We start from the raw sequence: 23,440 nt of genomic DNA, 5'->3' as shown, positions 1-23,440 counted from the left end.
TGTCCTGGAGCCGGATCAGCCCGTCCGGCACCGGCCGGTAGCCGCTGAGCCGCGCCACATGCCCCATGATGTTCTTCCGGTGCCAGAGATAGATCCGCGCGTGGTCCTGGCCGAAGGCAAGGCGCATCGCCTGCTCATAGAGGTCGCGGCGCTTCTCGAAATCGGTTTCCGCCCGCGCGGCGTCGAGCAGGCGGTCCACCTCGGGATTGGAATAGCGGCCGTCATTCTGCGCGCCGCCGGTGCGGGTGAAGCTGTAGATATTGCCGTCCGGGTCGGTGCGGCCGGACCAGCCGACCAGGAAGGTCTCGAATTCCCCCCGGGTCGCCGCCTGGAGGGAGGAGGCGACTCGGTGGCGCGCAGGCGCAGATCGAAGCCGGCCTCCTGCACCATGGCCTGGATCACCTCGCCCACCTGGCGGAGATCGGGGTTGTTCGGCACCGTCATTTCCACGGTGAGCGGCGTGGTGACGCCGGCCTCGCGGAGCAGGGCACGGGCGCGCGCCACATCGCGCGGCTCCGGCTGGAAGTCGCGGGCATGGTAGGGGCTGGCAGGCGGGATGGGCTGGCGCGTCGGCGTGTATTTGCCCTCATAGACCACCTGGTTGATCGCGGCGCGGTCGATCGCCAGTTCGAAGGCGGCGCGCACCCGGGCATCGCGGCCGAAGGGCGTATCGGCGCGCGGGCCATTGTTGATGTTGATGGTGATGCCCTGGTAGCCAAGCTCATCCACGGCCACCACGCGGAGGTTGCGGTTGCCCTGGATGGCCTGCATGTCGTCGGGTTCCATGCGCTCGGCGAATTCCACCGCGCCGGATTGCAGGTTGGCGAGCCGCACCGTGTTGTCGGGAATCGGCAGGTAGGTCACGCGGTTCAGATGCACCCGGCCGGCATCCCAGTAGTCCGGGAAGCGTTCCACCACGATGCGCTCCTGCGCCACCCGCTCGACGAAGCGGAAGGGGCCGGCGCAGACCGGATGGGTGCCGAAGTTGCGGCCCGCGGCCTCGGCCGCCTTGGGGCTCAGGATCATCCCGGCGCGGTCGGTCAGCGCCGCCAGGAAGGCGCCGGAGGGGCCCTTCAGCCGGATGCGGACGGTACGGGGGTCCACCACCTCCACCGCCTGCACATCGCCCATCTCGCTGCGGCGGAAGCTGCCCGGCAGGGTGAGGTGGCGGTTGAGCGAATAGCGCACCGCCTCCGCATCCATCACCTCGCCGTCATGGAAGCGCACGCCGTCGCGCAGCGTGATGAGCAGCGTCTTCGGGTCTTCCCAGCGATGCGCCGTGGCAAGCTGCGGCACGATCTCCAGCTTCTCGTTGATGTCGAAGAGCTTGTCGCAGATCGCGGCATAGACGATGCGGCCGACATAGGTGCGCGACAGGGTCGGGTCCAGGATGTCCGGGTCTTCCCGCAGCGCCAGGCGGAGGTGCTGCGCCTGGGCCGAGGCGCCGATGGCGCAGGCGGCGAGCAGCGCGGCGAACACGGTCTTGCGGATCATGCGGAGGCTCCGGTCGGTTCGTGTTGCGGGTCGGGCACATGAGGCGTGCCGAAATAGGCTTGCAGGCGGCGGAGCCGCAGCCCGCCGGGGTCATGCTCGCGCAATGTTGCCGGTGGCGGCAGGCGGTCCTGCAGGTGGCAGGCGGCGAGATGCGTGCTGCCCAGCAGCTCCGGCACCTGCTCCCGGCAGATCGCTTCGGCATAGGGGCAGCGGGTGTGGAAGCGGCAGCCGGGGGGGCGGCGCGATCGGACTCGGCACATCGCCTTCCAGCGGCGGCGCCTTGGCGCCGGTGCCGGGCACGGCGGCGAGCAGCGCGCGGGTATAGGGATGCCGCGGCCTGCCGAAGACCGCGGCCGCCGGCCCATCCTCGACGATGCGGCCGAGATACATCACCGCCACCCGGTCGGCGATATGGCGCACCACGCCGAGGTCATGGCTGATCAGCACGAAGGTCAGGCCGAGGTCGCGGATCAGGTCGGCCAGCAGGTTCACCACCTGCGCCTGCACCGAGACATCCAGCGCGCTCACCGGCTCGTCGCCGATGATAAGGCGCGGTTCGCTGGCCAGCGCCCGGGCGATGGCGATGCGCTGGCGCTGCCCGCCGCTGAACTCATGCGGCCAGCGCCGCGCCGCCTCCGGCCGCAGCCCGACCCGTTCCAGCAGGGCCGCCACCCGGCCCCGTTCCTGCGCGCGCGGCACGATGCCGTGCAGGCGCAGCGGCTCCGCCACCGCCTGCTCCACGGTCATGCGCGGGTCGAGGCTGGCGAAGGGGTCCTGGAAGATCAGTTGCATGTCCCGGCGGCGGGCGCGAAGCGCGGCGGCGGAGAGGGCGCCGAGATCCTCGCCGGCGAAATGCACGCTGCCGGCATCGGGCTCGATCAGGCGCAGCGCCAGGCGGCCCAGGGTGGACTTGCCGCAGCCGCTCTCGCCCACGATCGCCAGCACCGAGCCCTGCGGCACCGCGAGCGAAACTCCGTCCACCGCCCGCACCGCGCCGCGGCGCCGGCCGAGCGCATCCCGCACCGGGAAATGCTTCACGACATCGCGCAATTCCAGCAGCGACGCGGTCATGCCGCCGCCTCCAGCACGCCATCCAGCGGCGCCCGCCAGCAGGCGGCGGCATGGCCGGGGGCAAGCTCCGCCAACGGCGGCTGGGTTTCGCAGGCGGCGATGCGGAAGGGGCAGCGGGGTGCGAAGCGGCAGCCCGGGGGCGGGTGCAGCAGGTCCGGCACCGTGCCCTCGATGCTGGCCAGCCGTTGCGCGCCGCCCTCCAGCCGCGGCGCGGCGCCGAGCAGCCCGACGGTATAGGGATGCTCCGGCCGGGCAAAGAGCGCGGCGGCGGGCGCCCGTTCCGCCACCCTGCCGGCATACATCACCACCACCGCATCGGCATGGTCGGCGACCACGCCGAGATCGTGGGTGATGAGCACCACCGCCGTCCCCGTCTCCCGCTTCATCTCGTCCAGCAGCCCCAGGATCTGCGCCTGCACGGTGACATCGAGCGCGGTTGTGGGCTCATCGGCAATCAGCAGCCGCGGCTTGCAGGCGAGCGCCATGGCGATCATCACCCGCTGCCGCATGCCGCCGGAAAGCTGGTGCGGATATTGCCGGGCGCGGCGCGCGGCTTCGGGGATGCGGACGCGGTCCAGCATCTCCACCGCGCGCGCGGCGGCGCGGGCATGGTCGAGGCCCTCATGCAGGCGCAGCGCCTCCGCCACCTGCTCGCCGGCGGTGAAGGCGGGGTTCAGGCTGGTCATCGGCTCCTGGAAGACCATCGCCAGGTCGCGCCCGCGGCGGCCGCGCCATTCCTCCGGCGTCAGCGTCGACATCTCCCGCCCGAGCAGGTGGATCGAGCCGGAGAGCCGCACCTCCGGCGGCAGCAGCCCCATCACCGCCAAAGCCGTGACGGACTTGCCGCAGCCGCTCTCGCCCACGATCGCCAGGGTGCGCCCGGGCGCCACCTGGAAGGAGATGCCGTCCACCGCACGGAGCCTGCCGCGGTCGGTGGCGAATTCCCACGGCCAGATCGCGCACTTCGAGGACCGGCAGGCTCATGCCGCCGCGGCCCGGGAAGGTGCCCCGCCGGGAGCCGGGTGGGCGATGCGGCGATGGCCGCTGCCGGCCAGGCCGGCTGCCGCTGCGTCACTCCCCTCGACATTGCGGGCCAGGACCAACCATGCCATCCAACATAACTGCCATGCTGCTTGCGCAATGCAGGCTGCCACGCGTCACCGGCTGCATGCAAATCGCGCCGCCCGGCCAGTCGGGTCATCACCACGGTCGGTTGCGACAGAGGCCGGGCAATGCGCGACCGGATCAGCCAGAGGGCGCCGAGCAGCACGAGCGCCGCGCCGCCGCCGTTGGCGGCCGGCAGGGTGGTCGCCAGCACCGCTCCCCTTTCACGCACCGCGGCGGCACCGCTGTCGGCGGCCACCATCGAAGCCGCGGAAACCGCGAGCAGCGCCTGGTTCAGGGCGGCTTGCCGCTTGGCGCGGCTGGCCTCGTTGTTGCCCATCGCATCGGCGGCGGCGGCACCCTGCTCGACGCCGGCGCGCGCCAGCTCGGCACGGAAGCGCAGGAAGTCGGCAATCGCTCGGGACAGTTCCGCGGCGGCCGGATCACCGGCCGGCACCAGGATGCCGTGGCTTTCGCTCACCGTGGCATGGACCAGGCCATTCATGCGCTCGGCGAGGCGGGCCTGCTCCTGCAGGCTGGCCAGCATCGCCACTTCCTTGTTGTAGCCGCGTGGCGCCTGCACCGTGGCCAGGGCACCTCCGCGAGCCAGCGTCGCCATGCCGGCGACGATGATCTGGATGCAGAAGGTGATCGAGAGGGGGGACTCACGGCATGTGCGGGAGCCCGGCCTTGTTGCGTCCGGGCTTGCTTGCACCGCCTCGGGTAACGGACCGTCAGGCCCCGCGCGGCGCCGGGCCGTTCAGCGGCGGGAAGAGGCCGCCCGCTGCCGCGCCGGGCTCTCCTCGGGGAAGGGGACCGGCCGCCCGCCCGCCGGCATCTCGGCCACCTGCTCCAGGCGCATGCTCCGGCGCAGCGGCAGGCCGGCGAAGGCGGTGCCGCCGGCGGGGGAATCGTCGGGCCGGTTGTAGATGAAGCCGTAGGTCGGATAGGTGCGGCCGAAGGTTCCGGGATCATGGCCGACCTGCACGCGGACCGCGGTCCAGTCATTCTCCGGCGAGACATCGACCACGCTGACATTCCGCATCACCGAGCCGCGGCGGATGCCGGGGCCGGCCCAATTGGCATGGTCGATCAGCACATGCCTGGAGCCCAGGACGCGGCTCACCACCGCGACATGGCCGCGTGCCATGCCGCCCGAGGAGCGGAAGTTGAGGACCGAGCCGGGTTCCGGCCGCTGGCCGCGGGAATAGAGGCCGGCGGCATTGCGCCACCACTGCCAGCCATCGCCGGTGATCGCCATGCCGGTGACCATGCGGGCATAGGGCACGCAGGAAATGCCGCGGCTGATGCTCACGGCGTTGTGGCGATACAGGCTGGCGCGGTCAGGTGCCGGTTCGCCGTTCTCCACCGCACCCGGTCGGTGCAGGATCGCCTGCTGCTGGCCGGCCTGGCTGGCCTCATCCGCGGATTTGCCCGGGGATCGCTGCCGGTGCCGTTCCACCTGCGTCGCGGCCGAGTCAGACGCGGCCCCCACCGCGCCGAACAGGACACAACAAGCCAGCATCGCCCCCGTAACCCGCATGCCGCCCCCGTTTTGGTTGATAGGCCGAAAGCCCCCTCGCGAGGCAGTGACGCCCCGCGACCGGGTCTGGCCTATCAACGGAGGATGCGGAGCGGCAACCCGGCCTGGCGAAACAAATCGAAACCTGGGGTGATTTGTCGGATGGGGCTGTCTTAACGGCGCCGTGAACGGAACATCATCCTAGAGAAAGTCTCTGAACTGAGACACGCCACAGTGTGGCGGCAGAAATGCAACGGCGGCGCCTCCTTTCGGAAGCGCCGCCGACGGATCGAAATCTGCCGAATCAGCGACAGGCGTTGATCATGATTTCAACCAGATGGCGCGGATCGGCCATATTGGCTTGCACACAGGCGCGCGCCGGGGCGCCGCCCTCTGGCAGCCAGGCCGTCCAGAGCTTGTTCATGGCGTCGCGGTCGCGGATGTCCTTCAGCCAGATCTGGGCATTCAGCAGCCGGGTCTTGTCGGTGCCGTTGGCCTCCAGCGCCGCATCGATCTTGGCCAGGACCTGCCGGGTCTGCCCGGTGATGTCCTGGGACAGGTCGTCGGCGGTCATGCCCGCCAGGAAGACGAAGTTATGGTACTCGACCGAATTCGAAAGGATGGCATTGCTGCCCATCCGGGTGATCTTCGCCATTGGACCAGGTCCCTCCGTTGCAGGAAGCCGCGCTTCTAGACCAAGCGTGGCCTGACGGGAACCGCGCAGGCGGTCCTCGGCCGGGCGCGGCAGCCTGCCCGCCGGGGAAATCCTGGCCCAGCCGGCCTCAGGGCACGGCGTAGCGGCTGCCCGAGGCGGCGGCGCCGATCATCGTCTCGAAGACCGAAACCCCGTGGACCGCCTCCTCCAGCGGCAGCGGATAGGCTGGCCCGCCGGCGGCGGCCACGGCGAATGCCTGCAACTCGGCATGTTCGATATCGGTCTTCGGGAAATCCCGCGTCCAGGCTTCGCCTTCGATCGGCGCGAAGCCCAGCCGCTCCTGCCCCTGCATCTCCAGCAGGCCCTTGGTGCCGAACAGCGCCACCCGCCAGTAGCGGGGCGCCAGCGACAGCGTGGCAAAGGTGCCGGTGGCGCCGGAGGCGAAGCGCGCCAGCATCGCCGTGGTGTCATCGACATGCGCCGAGACGCGGGGGAAGGAACTGACCGTCACCTCGGCGATCGGGCCCATCAGGTGGATCAGCATGTCCACCATGTGGATGCCCATGCCGCCCATGCCGCCGAGCGGGCTCTCCTCCCGGTCCGCCCGCCACATCCCCTCCCGCCAGGCTGCGGCGGCGGGGCCGCTCATCTGGCCCTCCGCGTGCAGCACGGTGCCGAGCGCGCCCTCGGCCAGCAGCCGCCGCATCTCGATCACCGCCGGGAGGAAGCGCCGGTTGTGGCCGAGCGCCAGCACCACGCCGGCCCTGCGGCAGGCCGCGACGGCCGCCTCGGCGCTGGCCTTGCTGAGGGTGAAGGGCTTCTCGACGAAGACATGCTTGCCGTGCCCGGCGGCCGCGATCACCTGCTCTGCATGCTGGCTGTGCGGCGTGGCCAGCACCACCGCCTGCACCGCCGGGTCCGCCAGCACGGCCTGGTAGTCCGGCAGCAGCCGGATGCCCCGCTCTGCCGCCCAGCCCGCCGCCTTCCCGGGCGTGCGGGTGCTGCCAGCGACGAAGCGGAGCCCCGCATCGTTCCGCCCTTGCACGCCCTCCACCAGGGTCTGGCCCCAGCGCCCCATGCCTATGATCGCCGCGTTCAGCATCCTGTCCGTCCCTTGAAATCTAGCGCCTGCTCAGCGCCGGTTCCGTGCTGCCTTCCAGCGCCGCGGCCATGCGCGGCAGCCGCCGCAGGCCCCAGGCCACCACCAGCAGCGAGAGCAGCATCGCCACGAAGGTCGGCAGCCGCAGCCCGAAAATCTCCCCCGCCGTGCCCAGCACCAGCGCGCCACTGGCGGGGCAGGCGCGGGTGATCATGCCCCAGAGGCTCAGCACCCGCCCGCGCATGGCGGGGTCGGAGGCATTCTGCACCAGGGTCTGCACCGAGATCCCATGCACCGACCCCGCCGCCCCCATCAGCGCGGCACAGACCAGGGCCAGCGGAAAGAAGCCGGTGGCGATGAAGCCGATGGTGAAGATCGCCTGGCACCCCACCGCCCCCACCGCCAGCGCCACCGCCCCCGTCAGCCGCCCTCGGCTTGCGACCCAGAGCCCGGAGATCAGGGCACCGATGCCGATGCTGGCGGTGAGCATGGCCAGCCCATCCGGGCCGCGGTCGAAGAGCCGCTCCACGAAGGGCGGCAGGATCTCCTGCACGCCGCGCATCAGCACCGAGGCGATGGCCGCGAAGAGCAGGAGTGGCCCGATCCCCGGATGCCGGCCGGCATAGCGGAACCCGGCCGCCGTCTCGGCCCAGACGCCGGCCTCCGGCGCATGGCCACGCCGCTCCGCATCGTCCAGGCGGAGCAGCGGCATGGTCAACGTCGCCATGACATAGGCGAGGCAATTGAAGCCCACCGCCGGCACCACCCCCAGGTGGCGATCAGCGGCCCGGCGATGGCCGGCCCGACGAAGCGCGCCACGTTGAAGCACAACGAATTGCAGGCCACCGCCGCCGGCAGGTCGGCGCGCGGCACCAGCGCCGGTATCAGGCTCTGCCGGGCGGGCTGGGAGAAGCTGGCGGCGATGCCGCTCGCCACCTCCAGCACCAGCAGCAGACCGATGGTGAGGTTGCCGGTGGCGATCAGCACCGCGACCGTCCCGGCCTGCACCGCGATGGCGGCCTGCGAGAGCATGGTCAGCCGCACCCGGTCCATGCGGTCCGCGACGGCGCCGGCGATCGGGCTGAACACCACCGCCGGCGCCAGGTCGCAGAAGGCGACCATGCCCACCCAGAAGGCGCTGCGGGTCATTTCCCAGGCCAGCCAGGTCACTGCGATGCGATGCACCCAGAGACCGGTCCAGGACACCACGGAGGCAAAGAAGAACAGCCGCGCATCGCGATGCGACAGGGCACGGCCAAGCGCGCCGAAGGAGGCGAGGCCAAGACGGGCCAGGGAAGCCTCCCGGCGCTAGAGCAGATCCCCTTCGGGCGGATGCGCCCGAAGGGGTGGGGACATCCGTGGGACCATGCCGCCGGCCCTAGCGCGGCAGCGGCGCGCTGTGGGTGTTCTGCTGCACGCAGTCCGCGGCGATCCGGTCGCGCTCGAAGATGCGGCCGAGCCGGTCGGTTTCCATGCGGCGGGCGTAGATGCTTGCATCGGTGCCGACCCGCGAGTCGCGCTCATCCTCCCGCATCAATTGGCCGCGGTCGCGGTAGAGCACGATGCGGTCGGCATCCTGGCGGCAGGCGGCGGCGACCGCGGCCTGCTCGCGCGCCGCCTGGCCGGGGGCCGGGGCGCTGAAGACCTGGCCGGGACCGGGGGCCGCGGGGGGCACCGGCGGCGGCAGCGGCGTGCCGCCGCGGGCGGTGGCGCGGGGTAGGGCTGCGGGCAGCCCGGGCGAGCCTGGCAAGGCGAGCGGCGGCCGCGCCGTTGCGATGGGCGAGGGCGGCGCCACCGCCGGGTCCGGCCCGGTGCAGGCGATCAGGCCGATGGCGAGGCTGCCGAGCAAGGGAAGCGCCAATGCCGGGAACAGGGGGCGGGTCATGCGGGTCTCGATCACTCTGTGCGGCTCAGGCGGAGAGGCGCGACTCGCCGCCGGGCGGCGGCAGGCGGGACAATAGCCGACGAAGGCCAGCTTCGTCGAACCGGGCGCCGGCGTCGAGCGGCATGCTGGCCGCGGCATCGAGCAGGGAGGGATGCAGGTCGATCCCGCCCGGGGTCACGTCGAACAGGGGGCCGAGCCAGCTTGCCCGCGCCAGCACCTCGACCAGCGCCAGCAGCCGCAGGCAGAGGGCCAGGCCGCCCAGCGTGTCCAGCCCGATGGCGGCATCGATCGCCTCGGCCCAGGCACCGGCATCGCGGTCGGCGATGGCGATCCGGGTCGCCTCGCCATCCTGCCGGGGGAAGAGCAGGACCCGGGGCGGGCCCCAAAGGCGGCGGGCCGCTGCCTGTCGCGCCAGGGCCCAGGCGGCCATGAGCTCGCCCGGCGGCACCGCAGGCAGGCCCTCGGGCGGGATCGGCACGGCATAGGTGAGCGCGCCATCGGGCGCGCGGGCAACGCGGATGGTGTCCGGCATCGGCGCAATCTGGGGTGTGGGCGGCGCTGCGACCAGCGGCTTCGCAAATCGATCTTGACCGGCCTAAGCTTCCCAGCATGACCGACCCCTCCCTCCTCCCCGCCACCGAGGCCGCCCGCCGCCTGCGCGCCGGCAGCCTTTCCGCAACCGCGCTGATGGAGGCGCTGCTGGCCCGGATCGCGGCGCGGGAGGGGGAGATCCGGGCCTTCACCTGGTTCGACCCGGCCGCCGCGCTGCGGGCGGCGGCACGGGCCGATGCGGCGGCGAAGGCCGGGCGGGCGCAAGGCGCGCTGCACGGCCTCAGCCTCGGCGTGAAGGACGTGCTCGATACCGCTGACATGCCTTCGCAATATGGCTCACCGATCTGGGCCGGGCACCGGCCGCGCGTGGATGCCTCGGCGGTGGCGCTGGCGCGGCGCGCGGGGGCCATCGTCCTCGGCAAGACGGTGACGACGGAATCCGCGACGCGGCATCCCGGCCCCACTGCGAATCCGCATAATCAGGGACATACGCCGGGCGGTTCATCCTCTGGATCTGCCGCTGGGGCGGCGGCGGGGTTCTTCCATGCCGGGTTCGGCACCCAGACGGCGGGCAGCGTGATCCGGCCGGCAGCCTATTGCGGGGCGGTTGGCTTCAAGCCGAGCTTCGGCAGATTCCACAGGGCTGGCATGAAAGTCATGTCGGAATCACTTGATACGATTGGATTCATCGCCCGCACGACCGGCGATTGCGGGCTCTTCATGGCCGCCGCCACCGGCCGCGACCATGGCGACCCGGAGGCGAAGCCCGGCCGTGCGCCGCACCTCGCCCTCTGCATGGGGCCGACCGCCGACCAGGCGGCGCCGGAGACCCGGGCACTGCTGGACCGGGCCGCCGCGGCAGCTGCGCGGGCCGGCGCCAAGGTGACGGCGCTGGACCTGCCGCCCGCCATGGCGGCGGCGGTGGAGGCGCATCCCTTCGTCATGAACATGGAAAGCGCCGAGGCCCTGGCCTGGGAGATCGACCATGCCGCGGCCCTGCTCTCGCCGGTGCTGCGGGAGCGGATGGAATGGGCCGCCGCGCAGCCGCCCGCCAGGCTGGCCGAGGCGCGCGCCGCCTTCGCCACTGCCCGCGCCGCCTTCGCCGATGCCATCGCCCCCTTCGACGCGATCCTGACCCCGAGCGCGCCGGGCGAGGCGCCGGAGGGATTGGGCTGGACCGGCGACCCGGCCTTCAACACGCTCTGGACCCTGCTGCATGTGCCCTGCGTGACGGTGCCGGCGGGCACCGGGCCGAAGGGCCTGCCGCTCGGCGTGCAGGTCGTCACGGCGGCCGGGCGGGACCGGGAGGCGCTGGCCTGGGCGGAATGGGTGCGGCAGGCGGTGGGATAGAGCGGATCGCGGGCGGACGTGAACGTCCGGGAGCGTGAATCTGCTCTGCAAAAAAAAGCTACAGCGGATTGGCGTTCAGGAATGAACGCCAATCCACTGTAGAGGGGGCTTACCGCACCCCCGCGAAGCCCGGCGCCTTCTTCAGGGCTTCCGCGGTATCGAAGTCGCGCAGCACGGCGTCATCCGCCATCTCCACTTCCGCCACCCGGTCCGCGTGCTGCCCGGCCAGGTGGCGGGCGCCGACATCGCCGGTGATCTGCATCATCTCCGGCAGGAACTCCTTCGCCCAAAGCATTGGATTTCCCTGCTTTCCTCGGAAGGTCGGCATGACGATGGAACGGCCCTCCTCGGGGTCGAAGGCGGCGATCAGCCGGTCCACCATGGGGCCGGCCACCAGCGGCATGTCGCCGAGGCAGATCACCACCCCCTCGATATCTGGCGGCAGGGCTGCTAGCCCGGCCTTGAGGCTGGCCGAGAGCCCCTCCGCGTAATCCTCGGCATGGGCGAACAAAACCGGGCGGCTGCCCAGCGCGGCCTCCACCCGCTCCCGCTCATAGCCGGTGACGACCACCACCGGCCTGGCATGGGAGGCGAGGACATTCTCCACCACGCGCGCCACCATGGGCAGGCCCTTGTCATCCGGCACCAGCAGCTTGTTCAGCGGCGCCATGCGGCGGGACCGGCCCGCCGCCAGCACCAGCGCCGCCACCTTCCGGCCGCGTCGCGGCACCTGTGCGGGGGCGGGGGCGCTGGCCGCCTGCTCGCGCGGCAGGGGGCGGGCCTCTATCTCCTTCAGCAGCCCGCCGACGCCCATGCGCATCACGTCCTGCGGGCCCACCTTCAGCCCGGCGAAGAGGCGCTGCAGCACCCAGTCGATGCCGTTCAGCCTCGGGGATTTGGCGCAGCCGGGCAGCACCAGGGCCGGGATGCCGTCGATATGGCCGAGGCAGATGAGGTTGCCCGGGTCCACCGGCATGCCGAAATGGTCGATGGCGCCACCGGCCCGGACGATGGCGGCCGGCCCGACATCCCGCCGGTCCACCACCGCGGAGGCGCCGGCCACCAGCAGCACCTGCGCGCCCGCGCGGCGCAGGCGGCCCAGCGCATCGGCCACCGCCGGCGTCTCATGGCGCACCCGTTCATGCGGCAGCAGCGTGCCGCAGAGCGCCTCGACTCGGTCCCGCGTCGCTTCCACGGCGCCTTCCATGACGCCTTCCTTCACCCCGGGCAGTTCAGTCAGCACCAAGCCGACCTTCAGCGGACGGAAGGAATGGATGGAGAGCGGCGGCGGCCCCTGCCGCGCCAGGGCCTCGGCCACCTGCAGCACGCTGCCGGGCACCGAGAAGGGGATGACCTTGATCGTCGCCACCATCTCCTTGGCGGAAACCGGCACATAGCCGGGCAGGGTGGCGACGGTGAGGGATTCGTCGAGCAGGTTCAGCCCGTCGATGGCGCCGGGATTCACCACCAGCAGCCCGGCGGCATCGGCCAGCAGGTTCACCCGCCCGGTCGAGGCCCGGCTACGGGCCAGCAGCGGCCCCATCAGCGCATTCGCCAGCCGGTCCGCCGCCTCGTTCTCCGGCACGTCGCCGGGCTCCAGCCGCGCGGCCACCACTTCCCGATGGCCGCCGGCCTGCAAGGCGGCGATCGCCGCCTGGTCCAGCACCGTGCCCTTCTTCAGCACCCGGCCGGTGAGGCGCATGGTATGGGCGAGAATGGCGCCCTGCGCCTCCTCCAGCGGGGTCGGGCCGAAGATCATGCCGTCGCCGGCTCGGCCGCCGGGACACGGCGGGCCAGGGCGGCGCCGCGCCGGGCGGCCACGATCTCGGCCAGGATGGAGAGCGCGATCTCGGGCGCCGTCACCGCCTCGATATCGAGGCCGATCGGCGCGCGGATGCGGGCGATGGCAGCCTCGCCATGCCCCATTTCCTTGAGGCGCGCCACCCGCTTGCCATGGGTGCGCCGGCTGCCGAGGGCGCCGATATAGAAGCAGGGCGCTTTCAGGGCGACATCCAGCGCCGGGTCGTCCAGCTTCGGGTCATGCGTCAGGGTGACGACCGCGGTGCGGCCATCCGGCCGGAGCGCCGCCATGGCCTCGTCCGGCCATTCGCCGATGAGGGTGACGCCGGTGAAGCGCTCCTCCGTGGCGAAGGCGCGGCGCGGGTCGATGACCGTGACCGCGAAGCCGAGCGGCAGCGCCATCGGCACCAGCGACTGCGCGACATGCACCGCGCCCACCACGATCAGCCGCAGCGGCGGGTTCTGCGGATGCACGAACCAGGCCTCGCCATCCAGGGTCACGGTGCGGGCGGCATCGTCGCGGAGCGCGGTCTCTGCCGCCTCGGCGAGCGCGCCCGGCGCGGAATCCTCGGGCCAGAGGCACTGGTGGCCATCCGAAAGCCGGGTCAGCAATGCCACCGGCTGCAACGCGGCGCGCGCCGATTGCAGCCGGGCGAGCAGATCGGGCGTCACGAGAGCGCCTCCACGAAGACCTTGAGCTTGCCTCCGCAGGCCAGCCCCACCTCCCAGGCGCGCTCATCCGAAATGCCGAAATCGAGCAATTGCGGCGTGCCGCTGGCCATGGTCTGCTTCGCCGCATCGGCGACCGCGCCCTCGATGCAGCCGCCCGAGACGCTGCCGGCCATCCGGCCGGAGGCGGTGACGGCCAATCGTGATCCGGCGGGCCGGGGCGAACTGCCCCAGGTTTCCACCACGGTCGCCAGCGCCACCGTCTCGCCGGCCGCGCGCCAGCTTGCGGCAGTGGCCAGGACGTCTTCGGAATCGCTCATGCGGCCATCCTCCTTGCGGGCTGCGGGCCGCTCAGCGTCGCGATGAGCGACCGCAGGCTTGCCAGATTATGCACCGGGCGGAACTCGTCGACCTGCGGCAGCATCGCCCGGATACCCTGGGATCTGGGCTGGAAGCCATCGAAGCGCAACAGGGGGTTCAGCCAGATCAGCCGGCGGCAGGACCGGCGCAGGCGGCCGGTGGCCTCGGCCAGGCCCCTGGCGCCTTCGCGGTCCAGCCCGTCGGTGATGAGCAGCACCACGGCGCCCTGGCCCAGCACGCGGCGTGCCCAGAGCCGGTTGAACAATTCCAGCGACTCGCCGATGCGGGTGCCGCCGGACCAGTCCGGCACGACATGCGAGACCAGCTCGAAGGCCACTTCCGCATCGCGATGGCGAAGCTGGCGCGTGACATTGGTGAGGCGGGTGCCGAAGAGGAAGCTGTGCACGCGGTCCCGGTCATTGGTGACGGCATGCAGGAAATGCAGCAGCACCTGCGCATAGCGGGACATGCTGCCGGAGATGTCGCAGAGTGCCACCAGGGGCGGGGGCCGCGTCACCCGGCGGCGGCGCTCCAGGCTCAACACCTCGCCGCCGGTGCGCAGGCTCTGCCGCAGGGTGGCGCGCAGGTCGGTGCCGGGGCCGGAGGGGTCGTGGCGGAAGCGGCGGGTCGGGCGTGCATCCAGCGGCAGGACCAGGCGGCGGATCTCCTGCTTGGCGGCGGCGATCTCGGTGGCGGACATCGCCTCGAAATCCATGGTCTGGAGGCGCTCGCGCTCGCTGACCGTGAGGGTCATGTCCTGCGGCGGGCGCTCCGCCTCCGGCCTTGGCGGCGGCTGGGGGGCGGGGGAGGCCAGCGCCTCGGCGACGCGGCGGCTGGCGGGCGGCGCCTTCGCCTGCTCCTTCATGCCGTCCATCATGGCCATGGCGGCGGCGTTCCGGCCGGCCTCGGGGTCGTGCCAGAACAGCAGGAAAGCCTGGTCGAAGATCTCGAAATGCTCGCGCCGGTGCACCATCACGGCGCGCAAGGCAGCATGCACCTGGCGGCGGTCGCCGATATCGACCTGACTCAGGGCCTCCAGCGCCGGCAGCGTCTCCGAGGTGCCGACCGGCAACCCCGCCCGCCGCAAGAGCCGCCCGAAGGCCAGCACATTCGCCGCCAGCGCGCCACCAGGGGAGGCGGAGGACAGGGCCGCAAGGCCGGCCATGGCGGTGAGGTCGCTCACCGAAGGCCGGCAGGGGGCGCTGCCCCCCTGCACCCCCGCCGGAGGACAGGGTGTCCCCCGGACCCCGCCATTCCATGATCCGGCGGCAGGTCCCGCAAGGGGACCTGCCGCCGGATCATATAACGGGTTCCAAGGGCCTTGTTGCTCTTGGCAGGGTGCAGGGGCAGAGCCCCTGCGGCCTCTGACGGCCAGCCCCGCCGTCACGCCGCCGCGGCCTGTTTCGCCTCGGCGACCAGCTTCGCCGCCTCGGCGCCGCGCAGCCTGGCGATGTCGTCCTGGTATTTCAGCAGCACGCCGAGGGTTTCGTCGACCGAGCCCGGTTCCAGCTCCTTGGCATCGAGTGCCGAGAGCGCCGCGGCCCAGTCGATGGTCTCGGCGACGCCGGGCAGCTTGAAATAGTCGCCGCCGCGCAGGCGCTGCACGAAGGCCACCACCTCGGCCGAGAGGCGTTCCGGCACGCCGGGCGCGCGGATCTTCAGGATGGCGCGCTCGCGGGCCGCATCCGGGTAGTCGACCCAGTGATAGAGGCAGCGGCGGCGGATCGCGTCATGCACCTCCCGTGTGCGGTTGGAGGTGATGACCACCACCGGCGGCACCCTGGCCGCGATGGTGCCGAGCTCCGGCACGGTGATCTGGAAATCCGCCAGGATCTCCAGCAGGAAGGCCTCGAAAGGCTCGTCCGCGCGGTCGAGCTCGTCGATCAGCAGCACCGCCGGCCCGCCCTCGGGCGAAAGCGCCTGCAATAGTGGCCGCTCCTGCAGGAAGCGGCGGTCGTAGATGCCGCGTTCCAGCGCCTCGCGGTCGGTTTCACCGCTCGCCTCGGCCAGCCGGATCGCCATTAACTGCCGCGCATGGTTCCACTCATAGGCCGCGGCGGAGAGATCGAGCCCGTCATAGCATTGCAGCCGCACCAGGCGGCGCGGCAGTTCCCTGGCGAGCACCTTGGCGATCTCGGTCTTGCCGGTGCCGGGCTCGCCCTCCAGGAAGAGCGGCCGGCCCATCCTGAGGGCCAGGTGCACCGTGGTCGCCAGCGCCCGGTCCGCCACATAGCCGCCGCGGGCGAGCAGGCGCTGCGTCGCCTCGACGGTGTCCGGCAAAGGCGCGTCCATGCCTTCCGCCTGCGGCGTGACGCTGCCTTGCTCCACGGCGGGACCGCTCACAGGAACATCAGCGCCAGGATGATGAGCATCAGCACGCAGCCGATCCAGAATTGCAGCGGCAGGCCGAAGGGCTCGATCATGGTGATGAGGCGCAGCGGGCGGAAATCCTCCGGCCGCGAAGGCGGCGGGCTGATTTCGCCGCCATGGGCGGCATCGGTGCGCCCGGTCACCGGCGGCACGCCATGATGCGTGACGGGGCTGGTCCTCAGCCGCTCCGGGTCGCCGAGATACTCGGTATCGGTGCCAGGCACCGGGGTGACGCCAGGGATGGGTTGGGCCATGTCGGCGGCTCCTGTCATGGAGCCATTGTCAACCGGCGCGGCAGGGGTCAGTTGCGCGGCGAAGCGGTCGAAGAACTGGTCGGCCATCTGCTTCGCGGTGCTATCGATCAGGCGGGCGCCCAATTGCGCCATCTTGCCGCCGACCTGCGCCTTCACCTGGTAGCGCAGGATGGTCTCGGCCGGGCCGGCTTCCTCCAGCGCCACATCGGCGCCGCCCTTGGCGAAGCCCATGGCGCCGCCATTGCCCTCTCCCGAGATCGTGTAGCTGGCCGGTGGGTTCAGGTTCTCCAGCTTCACCTTGCCGCCAAGTTGGCCGCCATCGGGCCGAGCTTCACCGCGACCCTGGCCTGGAACTGGTCCTCGCCCACCCGCTCGACTGACTCGCAGCCGGGAATGGCGGTGCGCAGCGCCTCCGGGTCGTTCAGCGCTTCCCAGACCTGCTGGCGCGGCGCGGGGATGCGCCGCTCGCCTGACATCTCCATGGCATGCTCCCGAATTCGATCCGGACCTTACGGGCGGGGGGCGGGGAGGGGAACCCCCGGGCGGCCGGCAGCCGCGAGCGCCGGTGCCTCGCGGCCTCGTGACGGCGCTGGTCTTCCTGTAGAACGACGGCGACTGGGCGGAGGGAAATGCCGTTGGCGGAATGGAAGGAAACCCTGCGGGCCGCGCCGCTCGCCTTGCCTGCCATCCTTGCCGCGGGACCGGCAACGGCGGCCGGCCTGATGGACCCGCGGCAGATCTCGCTGCTCTGGGGGCTGCCCTTCGCCGGCCTGCTGCTGTCGATCGCGCTGCTGCCGCTGCTGGCTGGGCGCCTCTGGCACCATCACTACGGCAAGATCGCCGCCGGCTGGGTGGTGGCGCTGCTGCTGCCCCTCGCCGCGGTTTTCGGGCCGGAGATGGCGGCGCGGGAGGCCTGGCATATCCTTGCACAGGAATATATCCCTTTCACCGCCCTGCTGCTGGCGCTCTATACCACCGGGGGCGGGGTGCTGCTGCGCGGCTCGCTGGTGGGGACGCCCGCGACCAATACGGCGCTGCTGGCGGTGGGCACCATGATTGCCAGCATCATGGGTACCACGGGGGCCTCGATGCTGCTGATCCGGCCGGTGCTGCGGGCCAATGCCTTCCGCCGCCGGAAGGTCCATACCTTCGTCTTCTTCATCTTCCTGGTGAGCAATATCGGCGGCAGCCTGACGCCGCTGGGCGATCCGCCGCTCTATCTCGGCTTCCTGAAGGGGGTATCCTTCTTCTGGACCACCAGCCATCTGTTCCTGGAATTCGCCTTCTGCGCCGTGCTGCTGCTGCTGGCCTACTGGCTGCTGGACAGTTGGATCTGGGCGAAGGAGCAACCAAGCCCGCCCGTGCTCGCGGTGCGGGAACGGCCGGGCATCGAGGGTGGGGTGAACGTGGCGCTGCTCGGCGCCGTGCTGGGCTGCGTGCTGCTGCAGGGCGTCTGGCAGCCGGGCGAGGTCGTGATCCTGGGCGAGCATCTGGGGATCGAGCGGCTCTGCGCCGTCGGCGCCTTCCTGGCCGTCACCCTGGCCTCCATCCGCCTCACCTCGCCCCAGTTGCGGGAGGCCAATGGCTTCGCCTGGGGTGCGATGGCGGAGGTGGCCAAGCTCTTTGCCGCCATCTTCGTCTGCATGGCGCCGCTGCTGGCCATCCTGAGGGCGGGACCGGAGGGGGCGGCGGCGGCGCTGGTCGGGCTTACCTCGGATGCAGCGGGGCAGCCGATCCCCTGGGTCTATTTCTGGCTGACCGGGGCGCTCTCCTCCTTCCTCGACAATGCACCGACCTATCTGGTCTTCTTCAACCTGGCGGGCGGCGATGCCGGGGTGCTGATGCGGGAGGGAGCGCTGACGCTGGCCGCCATCTCCTGCGGCGCGGTCTTCATGGGCGCCAATAGCTATATCGGCAATGCGCCCAATTTCATGGTCAAGGCGATCGTGGAGGAGCAGGGGGTGCGCATGCCGGGCTTCTTCGGCTATTGCGGCTGGGCCCTTGCCATCCTGATCCCGCTTTTCATCCTGCTGACCCTCGTCTTCTTCCGCTGAGGCTTGCAGCCGCACCGAACAGGAGCCCCCCGATGCCCTATGTGATCGCCGCCGATGTGCCGGATGAGCCCGCGGGGCTCCGCTTCCGCCGCCTGCTGGACCGGCCGGAAATCCTGCAGATGCCGGGCGCGCATCTCGGCATCTCCGCCCTGCTGGCGAAGCGGGCGGGGTTCGAGGCGCTCTATCTCTCGGGCGCGGCGATGACCGCGACCATGGGCCTGCCCGATCTCGGCATGATCACGGTGGACGAGGTCTGCTTCTACATCCGCCAAGTCTCCCGCGCCGCCGGGCTGCCCATGCTGGTGGATGGCGATACCGGCTATGGCGAGGCGCTGAACGTCATGCACATGGTCCGCGCCTTCGAGGAGGCCGGGGCCGGCGCCGTGCACCTGGAAGACCAGTTGCTGCCCAAGAAATGCGGCCATCTCAACGACAAGAAGCTGGCCGATGCGCATGACATGGCGGCCAAGGTGGCGGCGGCGCGCAAGGCGCGGAAGCACCTCTATATCATCGCGCGCACCGATGCGGCGGCGAGCGAGGGGATGGACGGTGCGGTGGCCCGGGCGAAGCTTTATCTGGAGGCCGGCGCCGATGCGATCTTCCCGGAAGCGCTGAACACCGCCGAGATGTTCACCGAATTCGCCCGCCGGATGCCGGGGGTGAAGCTGCTGGCCAACATGACCGAATTCGGCCGCACGCCCTTCTTCACCGCAGCCGAGTTCCAGGCGATGGGCTATGCCATGGTAATCTGGCCGGTCTCGCATCTGCGGGTGGCGGCCCGCGCGATGGAGGAGCTCTATGCCGTCATCCGCCGCGACGGCGGCACCCATGGCATGGTGGACCGCATGCAGACCCGCGCCGAACTCTACGAGACCATCGGCTATCACGCCTATGAGTCGCTCGACGCCACGCTGGTGAAGACGGTGGTGCCGGAGGCGATGCCGCAGCGCGGGTAGGGCCGCACCCCGGCAGGATCGGCATGCCCTTCGTCGAACGGCTTGTTTCCTGCCGGCCGGCTCACGTCTCCCGGCTACGCCTCCGGACGACTCAGACGGTCCAGCGCTGGTGTGAGATGAGGCCGAGGGCGCGCCCCAGGAGAAGAAGGTCGGTTCGCAGCGACGGGCTGTGCCCATAGGCGGCATCCAACCCGATACGGGCCCTGTCGCTGAGTCCGGCGTCGCTGATCTGCGCGGGCCCCACCAGGCCCGGGCGCACCGCGATGTAGTCCTGAACCAGGCCAAGCGGGGCATGGAACCGGTCCAGCTCCTCCCTCGTCGCCGGCCGCGGCCCAACCAGGCTCATGTCGCCCCGCAGCACATTGAGCAACTGCGGCAATTCATCCAGCCGGAGCATGCACAACAACTCGCCCAGCCCTGTGGTCTCCGGCCGGGGATGGGGCGCCGCCGGTTGGCTGGCCCGAAGCGTGGTGCGGAACCGCAGGCGATTGAACTCGCGACCGCCGCAGCCGACGTGGCGCAGCCGGCAGAACACGGGTCCACCGTCAAGGACGACAGCCAGGGCAACCAGGAGGAATGTCGGCGCCACGAGAATCAGCAGCATCGTCGCGACTGCCACATCGATGGACCGCTTGGCTTTGGGCCGCAGCGCTTCCCAGCTGGGCCTGCGCCAGCGAGGTGCCAGGGGAGGACCGGGGACGCCATTCGAACCGCGAGCGATCAGACCAGACATCGTATTCGGCCCATGGCGAGTGGAGCCACTGCGAATACATCCGTTGACATAGTGCGGCGAAGTAAATTGAAGTTCAGAGGGTCCGCGGGCGCGATAACCTTACCGTGCCCTTATTGAGCCCGCAATGATTGCCACAGGCTTCTTCGCACTTCTTCAACCAGTGGGCGCAAAATACAGCCAGCGGTGGTATTGTGGCGCAGTCGGAACAAGGGCGCGGCGCATCCCCCGAAGAAGCGCCCGTAACGCGCGAGGCGAAGCGAAGCGATCTCGCTCCCTTTCAGGGCGTTGCCGTGGCTATCGTGGTGTCGATCTTGCTGTGGTGCCTTGTGGGGCTCCTCCTCTGGTTGTTCTGGTGAGCACGCCCTGATCCTGCTCTGGCCCCGCCTCAACCGCGGATCACGCTGCGGATGGCGAAGCTGGACTGGATGCGCGCGACGCCGGGCATCCGCGAGAGCTGCTCCTTGTGGATGCGCTCATAATCCGCGGCGTCGCGCGCCTCCACCCGCAGCAGGTAGTCGGCGATACCGGTCATCAGGTAGCATTCGCGCACCTCGGGGCAGCGGCGCACCGCATCCTCGAAGCGGCGGAGATGCTCGTCGGTCTGGCGTTCCAGGGTGATCTGCACGATCACCACCACCAGATCGCGCGGCGCCGGCTCATCCAGGATGACGGTATAGCCGCGGATCACCCCGCGCCGTTCCAGCAGCCGCAGCCGGCGCAGGCAGGCGGAGGGCGAGAGGCCCACCGCCTCCGCCAGCGCGGCATTGCTCATGCGGCCATCGGCGCGCAGCAGGCGAATGATGGCGCGGTCGGGCTCGTCCAAGGCGTGCACGCAATTTCCTGCGAATTGACGCTGGATCATGCGAATAAACCATGCCGGACCGCAAGGAATTCAAGCATGCGGCGTGAAATGCGCAGGCCCAGCCGATTAGCCTGATGGTCGGAACGGGACGGCGAGGGAGGCTTCCATGCGGGTGATCGTGCTGGGCAGCGGCGTGGTCGGCGTGACCAGCGCCTGGTATCTGGCCCGCGCTGGCCATGAGGTCACGGTGCTGGACCGCCAGCCCGCCGCCGGCATGGAGACCAGCTTCGCCAATGCCGGCCAGGTCTCGCCCGGCTATTCCGCCCCCTGGGCCGGACCGGGCATTCCGGTGAAGGCGCTGAAATGGCTGATGATGCGCCACCGGCCGCTGGTGCTCTGGCCGCAGGCGGATGGCGGGCTCTATCGCTGGCTGGCGCAGATGCTGGCCAATTGCACCGAGGCCGCCTATGCGCTGAACAAGTCGCGCATGGTGCGGCTCGCCGAATACAGCCGCGACTGCCTGCGCGACCTGCGCACCGAGACCGGCATCGCCTATGACCAGCGCAGCAAGGGCACCCTGCAGCTCTTCCGCACCCAGAAGCAGTTGGATGCGGTCGGCGGCGATACCGCCGTGCTGGATGCCTTCCGGGTGCCCTACGAACTGCTCGACCCTGCCGGCTGCGTGGCGGCGGAGCCGGCGCTTGGGCTGGTGCCGGGCAAGTTCGTGGGGGGCCTGCGCCTGCCGGGCGACGAGACCGGCGACGCGCATCTCTTCACCCAGCGCCTGGCCGCCTTGGCCACGGCCGCCGGGGTGCGCTTCCGCTACGGCGTGACGGTGCAGGGGCTGGAGGCAGAGGGCGACCGCATCACCGGCGTCGTCACCGACCAGGGGCGCCTCAGCGCCGACAGCTACGTGGTGGCGATGGGCAGCTATTCCCCGGCGCTGCTGCGGCCACTCGGGGTGAAGGTGCCGGTCTATCCGGTGAAGGGCTATTCCCTGACCCTGCCGGTGACGGATGCGAAGGCCGCGCCCGTCTCCACCGTGATGGACGAGACCTATAAAGTGGCCATCACCCGGCTCGGCGACCGCATCCGCGTCGGTGGCACGGCGGAGCTGGCCGGCTTCTCGCTCCGCCTGCGGGCGCCGCGGCGGGAGACGCTGGCGCATTCCGTGCGCGACCTTTTCCCGCGCGGCGGCGACCTGGCGCAGGCCACCTTCTGGACCGGGCTCCGGCCGATGACGCCGGATGGCACGCCGGTGGTGGGGCCGACGCGGCTCCGCAACCTGCATCTCAATACCGGGCATGGCACCCTGGGCTGGACCATGGCCTGCGGCTCCGGGCGGCTGCTCGCGGATCTCGTCACTGGCCGGAAGCCGGAGATCGACCACCAGGACCTGGCGCTCTCCCGCTACGCCGCGGTCTGAGCCTCCGGCACGAGGTTGCTCCGGGCATCGACGCCTGCCGCGCCGGGACGGGGCTACAAGCCCGGGCCTCCGGGTGCTACCCCTTCGCCGAGGGTTGCCGGGCAGGGGAGAGAGGCATGGAATACCGCGTATTGGGCCGCAGCGGGCTGCAGGTCAGCCGGCTCTGCCTGGGGACCATGATGTTCGGCGGCGCCACCGATGCCGCCACCAGCCAACGCCTGATCGCCCGTGCAGCCGAGGCCGGCTTCAATTTCCTCGACACCGCCGATGCCTATAATGGCGGCCGGTCCGAGGAGGTGGTGGGGGAAGCCATCGCCCCGCAGCGCAACGCCTGGGTGCTGGCGACGAAGATTGCCAACCCGATGGGGCGCGGCCCGAATGAGCGCGGCCTGTCGCGGAAATGGGTCATCCAGGGCGCCGAGGCCAGCCTGCGCCGGCTGCGGACCGATTTCATCGATATCCTCTACCTGCACAAGGAGGATCACGAGACGCCGCTGGAAGTGACGGTGCGGGCGCTTGGCGACCTGGTGCGCGCCGGCAAGATCCGGCATTTCGGCGTCTCCAACTACCGCTCCTGGCGGATCGCGGAGATCTGCAACCTCTGCGACCGGATGGGGATCGACCGGCCGGTGGTCTCGCAGCCCTACTACAACGCCATGAACCGCCAGCCGGAGGTGGAGCAGATCCCGGCCGCGGTGCATTACGGCCTCGGCCTCGTGCCCTATAGCCCGCTGGCGCGCGGCGTGCTGACGGCGAAATACGCGCCGGGCGCGGCGCCGCCGGCGGAAAGCCGCGCTGCGCGTGGTGACAGGCGCATGCTGGAGACGGAGCTTCGCGCCGAATCGCTGGAGATCGCCCAGACCATCCGCGCCCATGCCGAGGCTGCCGGCACCAGCCCGGCGCATTTCGCCATCGCCTGGGTGCTGAACAATGCGCTGATCACCGGCACCATCGTCGGCCCGCGCACCGAGGCGCATCTGGAGGACTACATCGCCGCGCTCGGCACCCGCTTCACCGCGGCGGATGAGGCGCTGGTGAACCGCCTGGTCTCGCCCGGGCATCCCTCCACACCCGGCTACAACGACCCGCAATATCCGATCGAGGGGCGCGTTCCCGTCACCGGCTAGGCCAACGCCGCCTTGGCTGGAAACGTCAGGCGCTTCCGGCCAGGGCGGCGAAGTTGGCCGCATGAGGAAAACCTGGATCACAGTCCGGAAGACCGTGATCTAGTGGTGCGTGCCAGACGGTTGTTACCGCCTGGCACGCACCACTAGCCGTTGATTT

Annotated in this window: 20 protein-coding genes and 3 pseudogenes; 5 read left to right on the top strand and 18 right to left on the bottom strand. The window is 70.8% G+C overall.

The window, feature by feature from the left end:
* Nucleotides 1-15: 15 nt before the first annotated feature.
* The 10 genes and pseudogenes from KSF81_RS16500 to KSF81_RS16455 all read right to left on the bottom strand — a co-directional run bounded on the left by KSF81_RS16500 (nucleotide 16) and on the right by KSF81_RS16455 (nucleotide 9,362).
* Nucleotides 16-1,494, bottom strand: coding sequence for an ABC transporter substrate-binding protein (locus KSF81_RS16500; RefSeq protein ID WP_217379914.1), 1,479 nt, complete (start codon nucleotides 1,492-1,494; stop codon nucleotides 16-18).
* Nucleotides 1,491-2,565: pseudogene (locus tag KSF81_RS16495) on the bottom strand (ABC transporter ATP-binding protein). The gene KSF81_RS16500 and the pseudogene KSF81_RS16495 overlap by 4 nt, the downstream one beginning before the upstream one ends.
* The gene (locus KSF81_RS16490; protein WP_309139582.1) at nucleotides 2,562-3,476 is read right to left on the bottom strand and encodes an ABC transporter ATP-binding protein; all 915 of its coding nucleotides are present in this window, start codon (nucleotides 3,474-3,476) and stop codon (nucleotides 2,562-2,564) included. Before KSF81_RS16490 ends, KSF81_RS16495 begins: the two are co-directional and overlap by 4 nt.
* Nucleotides 3,383-4,216, bottom strand: a complete 834-nt coding sequence (locus tag KSF81_RS31515) for a hypothetical protein (protein ID WP_309139581.1) — start codon at nucleotides 4,214-4,216, stop codon at nucleotides 3,383-3,385. Before KSF81_RS31515 ends, KSF81_RS16490 begins: the two co-directional genes overlap by 94 nt.
* 213 nt (nucleotides 4,217-4,429) lie before the next feature.
* On the bottom strand, nucleotides 4,430-5,212 hold the full coding sequence (locus KSF81_RS16480; RefSeq protein ID WP_217379912.1) for a CHAP domain-containing protein: 783 nt from the start codon (nucleotides 5,210-5,212) through the stop codon (nucleotides 4,430-4,432).
* Between the two features lie 283 nt (nucleotides 5,213-5,495).
* Complete coding sequence (locus tag KSF81_RS16475; protein ID WP_217379911.1) at nucleotides 5,496-5,846, bottom strand: RidA family protein; 351 nt, start codon at nucleotides 5,844-5,846, stop codon at nucleotides 5,496-5,498.
* A gap of 127 nt (nucleotides 5,847-5,973) precedes the next feature.
* A complete protein-coding gene (locus KSF81_RS16470; protein ID WP_217379910.1) occupies nucleotides 5,974-6,948 on the bottom strand; it encodes a Gfo/Idh/MocA family protein in 975 nt (324 codons plus the stop codon).
* A 19-nt stretch (nucleotides 6,949-6,967) separates the two neighbouring features.
* Nucleotides 6,968-8,172 (bottom strand): annotated as a pseudogene (locus tag KSF81_RS16465) (MFS transporter).
* Nucleotides 8,173-8,323: 151 nt separating this feature from the next.
* The gene (locus tag KSF81_RS16460) at nucleotides 8,324-8,830 is read right to left on the bottom strand and encodes a hypothetical protein (protein WP_217379909.1); all 507 of its coding nucleotides are present in this window, start codon (nucleotides 8,828-8,830) and stop codon (nucleotides 8,324-8,326) included.
* Nucleotides 8,831-8,855: 25 nt separating this feature from the next.
* Nucleotides 8,856-9,362: a hypothetical protein gene (locus tag KSF81_RS16455; protein WP_254453565.1), complete on the bottom strand. Its 507-nt coding sequence runs from the start codon at nucleotides 9,360-9,362 to the stop codon at nucleotides 8,856-8,858.
* A gap of 77 nt (nucleotides 9,363-9,439) precedes the next feature.
* Between KSF81_RS16455 and KSF81_RS16450 the strand changes: the two genes are divergently transcribed.
* Nucleotides 9,440-10,732, top strand: coding sequence for an amidase (locus KSF81_RS16450; RefSeq protein WP_217379908.1), 1,293 nt, complete (start codon nucleotides 9,440-9,442; stop codon nucleotides 10,730-10,732).
* Nucleotides 10,733-10,841: 109 nt separating this feature from the next.
* Here KSF81_RS16450 and KSF81_RS16445 read toward each other — a convergent pair whose 3' ends face one another.
* The 6 genes and pseudogenes from KSF81_RS16445 to KSF81_RS16420 all read right to left on the bottom strand — a co-directional run bounded on the left by KSF81_RS16445 (nucleotide 10,842) and on the right by KSF81_RS16420 (nucleotide 16,661).
* Nucleotides 10,842-12,491, bottom strand: coding sequence for an NTP transferase domain-containing protein (locus KSF81_RS16445; RefSeq protein WP_217379907.1), 1,650 nt, complete (start codon nucleotides 12,489-12,491; stop codon nucleotides 10,842-10,844).
* Complete coding sequence (locus KSF81_RS16440) at nucleotides 12,488-13,204, bottom strand: XdhC family protein (protein WP_217379906.1); 717 nt, start codon at nucleotides 13,202-13,204, stop codon at nucleotides 12,488-12,490. The genes KSF81_RS16445 and KSF81_RS16440 overlap by 4 nt, the downstream gene beginning before the upstream one ends.
* Entirely contained in the window at nucleotides 13,201-13,521 is a 321-nt protein-coding gene (locus KSF81_RS16435; RefSeq protein WP_217379905.1) for an XdhC family protein, read from the bottom strand. Before KSF81_RS16435 ends, KSF81_RS16440 begins: the two co-directional genes overlap by 4 nt.
* Complete coding sequence (locus tag KSF81_RS16430) at nucleotides 13,518-14,726, bottom strand: VWA domain-containing protein (protein WP_217381735.1); 1,209 nt, start codon at nucleotides 14,724-14,726, stop codon at nucleotides 13,518-13,520. Before KSF81_RS16430 ends, KSF81_RS16435 begins: the two co-directional genes overlap by 4 nt.
* A gap of 218 nt (nucleotides 14,727-14,944) precedes the next feature.
* Nucleotides 14,945-15,853, bottom strand: coding sequence for a MoxR family ATPase (locus KSF81_RS16425; protein ID WP_217381734.1), 909 nt, complete (start codon nucleotides 15,851-15,853; stop codon nucleotides 14,945-14,947).
* A 47-nt stretch (nucleotides 15,854-15,900) separates the two neighbouring features.
* Nucleotides 15,901-16,661: pseudogene (locus KSF81_RS16420) on the bottom strand (SRPBCC family protein).
* Nucleotides 16,662-16,820: 159 nt separating this feature from the next.
* Between KSF81_RS16420 and KSF81_RS16415 the strand changes: the two are divergent.
* Both KSF81_RS16415 and prpB read left to right on the top strand, forming a co-directional pair.
* Nucleotides 16,821-18,239: a sodium:proton antiporter gene (locus KSF81_RS16415; RefSeq protein ID WP_254453564.1), complete on the top strand. Its 1,419-nt coding sequence runs from the start codon at nucleotides 16,821-16,823 to the stop codon at nucleotides 18,237-18,239.
* A gap of 32 nt (nucleotides 18,240-18,271) precedes the next feature.
* Nucleotides 18,272-19,195 (top strand): methylisocitrate lyase, encoded by a 924-nt coding sequence (prpB, locus tag KSF81_RS16410; protein WP_217379903.1) that lies wholly within the window; start codon nucleotides 18,272-18,274, stop codon nucleotides 19,193-19,195.
* Between the two features lie 91 nt (nucleotides 19,196-19,286).
* On the opposite strand, the gene KSF81_RS16405 is transcribed toward prpB, so the two are convergent.
* Together KSF81_RS16405 and KSF81_RS16400 are read right to left on the bottom strand one after the other, a co-directional pair.
* Nucleotides 19,287-19,928, bottom strand: coding sequence for a sugar transferase (locus tag KSF81_RS16405; protein ID WP_256444264.1), 642 nt, complete (start codon nucleotides 19,926-19,928; stop codon nucleotides 19,287-19,289).
* A gap of 385 nt (nucleotides 19,929-20,313) precedes the next feature.
* Nucleotides 20,314-20,790, bottom strand: coding sequence for an Lrp/AsnC family transcriptional regulator (locus KSF81_RS16400; protein WP_217379901.1), 477 nt, complete (start codon nucleotides 20,788-20,790; stop codon nucleotides 20,314-20,316).
* Nucleotides 20,791-20,896: 106 nt separating this feature from the next.
* On the opposite strand from KSF81_RS16400, the gene KSF81_RS16395 reads away from it, so the two are divergent.
* Both KSF81_RS16395 and KSF81_RS16390 read left to right on the top strand, forming a co-directional pair.
* Nucleotides 20,897-22,156: a D-amino acid dehydrogenase gene (locus KSF81_RS16395; RefSeq protein WP_217379900.1), complete on the top strand. Its 1,260-nt coding sequence runs from the start codon at nucleotides 20,897-20,899 to the stop codon at nucleotides 22,154-22,156.
* A gap of 116 nt (nucleotides 22,157-22,272) precedes the next feature.
* Nucleotides 22,273-23,283 carry an aldo/keto reductase gene (locus KSF81_RS16390; protein WP_217379899.1) on the top strand — a complete coding sequence of 337 codons (1,011 nt, stop codon included), beginning with the start codon at nucleotides 22,273-22,275 and terminating at the stop codon, nucleotides 23,281-23,283.
* Nucleotides 23,284-23,440: the final 157 nt, after the last annotated feature.

It is taken from the genome of Siccirubricoccus sp. G192 (assembly GCF_019084075.1).
Classification (GTDB): Bacteria; Pseudomonadota; Alphaproteobacteria; order Acetobacterales; family Acetobacteraceae; genus G192.
Note: the sequence above shows the minus strand (reverse complement) of the source record. Positions and strands in the feature narration are given on the sequence as shown.

Coding starts and splice junctions, on each gene's coding strand:
- KSF81_RS16470 (WP_217379910.1), bottom strand. CDS start 6,948: ATGCTGAACGCGGCGATCATAGGCATGGGGCGCTGGGGCCAGACCCTG.
- KSF81_RS16480 (WP_217379912.1), bottom strand. CDS start 5,212: ATGCGGGTTACGGGGGCGATGCTGGCTTGTTGTGTCCTGTTCGGCGCG.
- KSF81_RS16430 (WP_217381735.1), bottom strand. CDS start 14,726: ATGGCCGGCCTTGCGGCCCTGTCCTCCGCCTCCCCTGGTGGCGCGCTG.
- KSF81_RS16450 (WP_217379908.1), top strand. CDS start 9,440: ATGACCGACCCCTCCCTCCTCCCCGCCACCGAGGCCGCCCGCCGCCTG.
- KSF81_RS16425 (WP_217381734.1), bottom strand. CDS start 15,853: ATGGACGCGCCTTTGCCGGACACCGTCGAGGCGACGCAGCGCCTGCTC.
- KSF81_RS16405 (WP_256444264.1), bottom strand. CDS start 19,928: ATGTCTGGTCTGATCGCTCGCGGTTCGAATGGCGTCCCCGGTCCTCCC.
- KSF81_RS31515 (WP_309139581.1), bottom strand. CDS start 4,216: ATGCTGGCCAGCCTGCAGGAGCAGGCCCGCCTCGCCGAGCGCATGAAT.
- KSF81_RS16435 (WP_217379905.1), bottom strand. CDS start 13,521: ATGAGCGATTCCGAAGACGTCCTGGCCACTGCCGCAAGCTGGCGCGCG.
- KSF81_RS16500 (WP_217379914.1), bottom strand. CDS start 1,494: ATGATCCGCAAGACCGTGTTCGCCGCGCTGCTCGCCGCCTGCGCCATC.
- KSF81_RS16390 (WP_217379899.1), top strand. CDS start 22,273: ATGGAATACCGCGTATTGGGCCGCAGCGGGCTGCAGGTCAGCCGGCTC.
- KSF81_RS16475 (WP_217379911.1), bottom strand. CDS start 5,846: ATGGCGAAGATCACCCGGATGGGCAGCAATGCCATCCTTTCGAATTCG.
- KSF81_RS16395 (WP_217379900.1), top strand. CDS start 20,897: ATGCGGGTGATCGTGCTGGGCAGCGGCGTGGTCGGCGTGACCAGCGCC.
- KSF81_RS16400 (WP_217379901.1), bottom strand. CDS start 20,790: ATGATCCAGCGTCAATTCGCAGGAAATTGCGTGCACGCCTTGGACGAG.
- KSF81_RS16460 (WP_217379909.1), bottom strand. CDS start 8,830: ATGACCCGCCCCCTGTTCCCGGCATTGGCGCTTCCCTTGCTCGGCAGC.
- prpB (WP_217379903.1), top strand. CDS start 18,272: ATGCCCTATGTGATCGCCGCCGATGTGCCGGATGAGCCCGCGGGGCTC.
- KSF81_RS16455 (WP_254453565.1), bottom strand. CDS start 9,362: ATGCCGGACACCATCCGCGTTGCCCGCGCGCCCGATGGCGCGCTCACC.
- KSF81_RS16445 (WP_217379907.1), bottom strand. CDS start 12,491: ATGATCTTCGGCCCGACCCCGCTGGAGGAGGCGCAGGGCGCCATTCTC.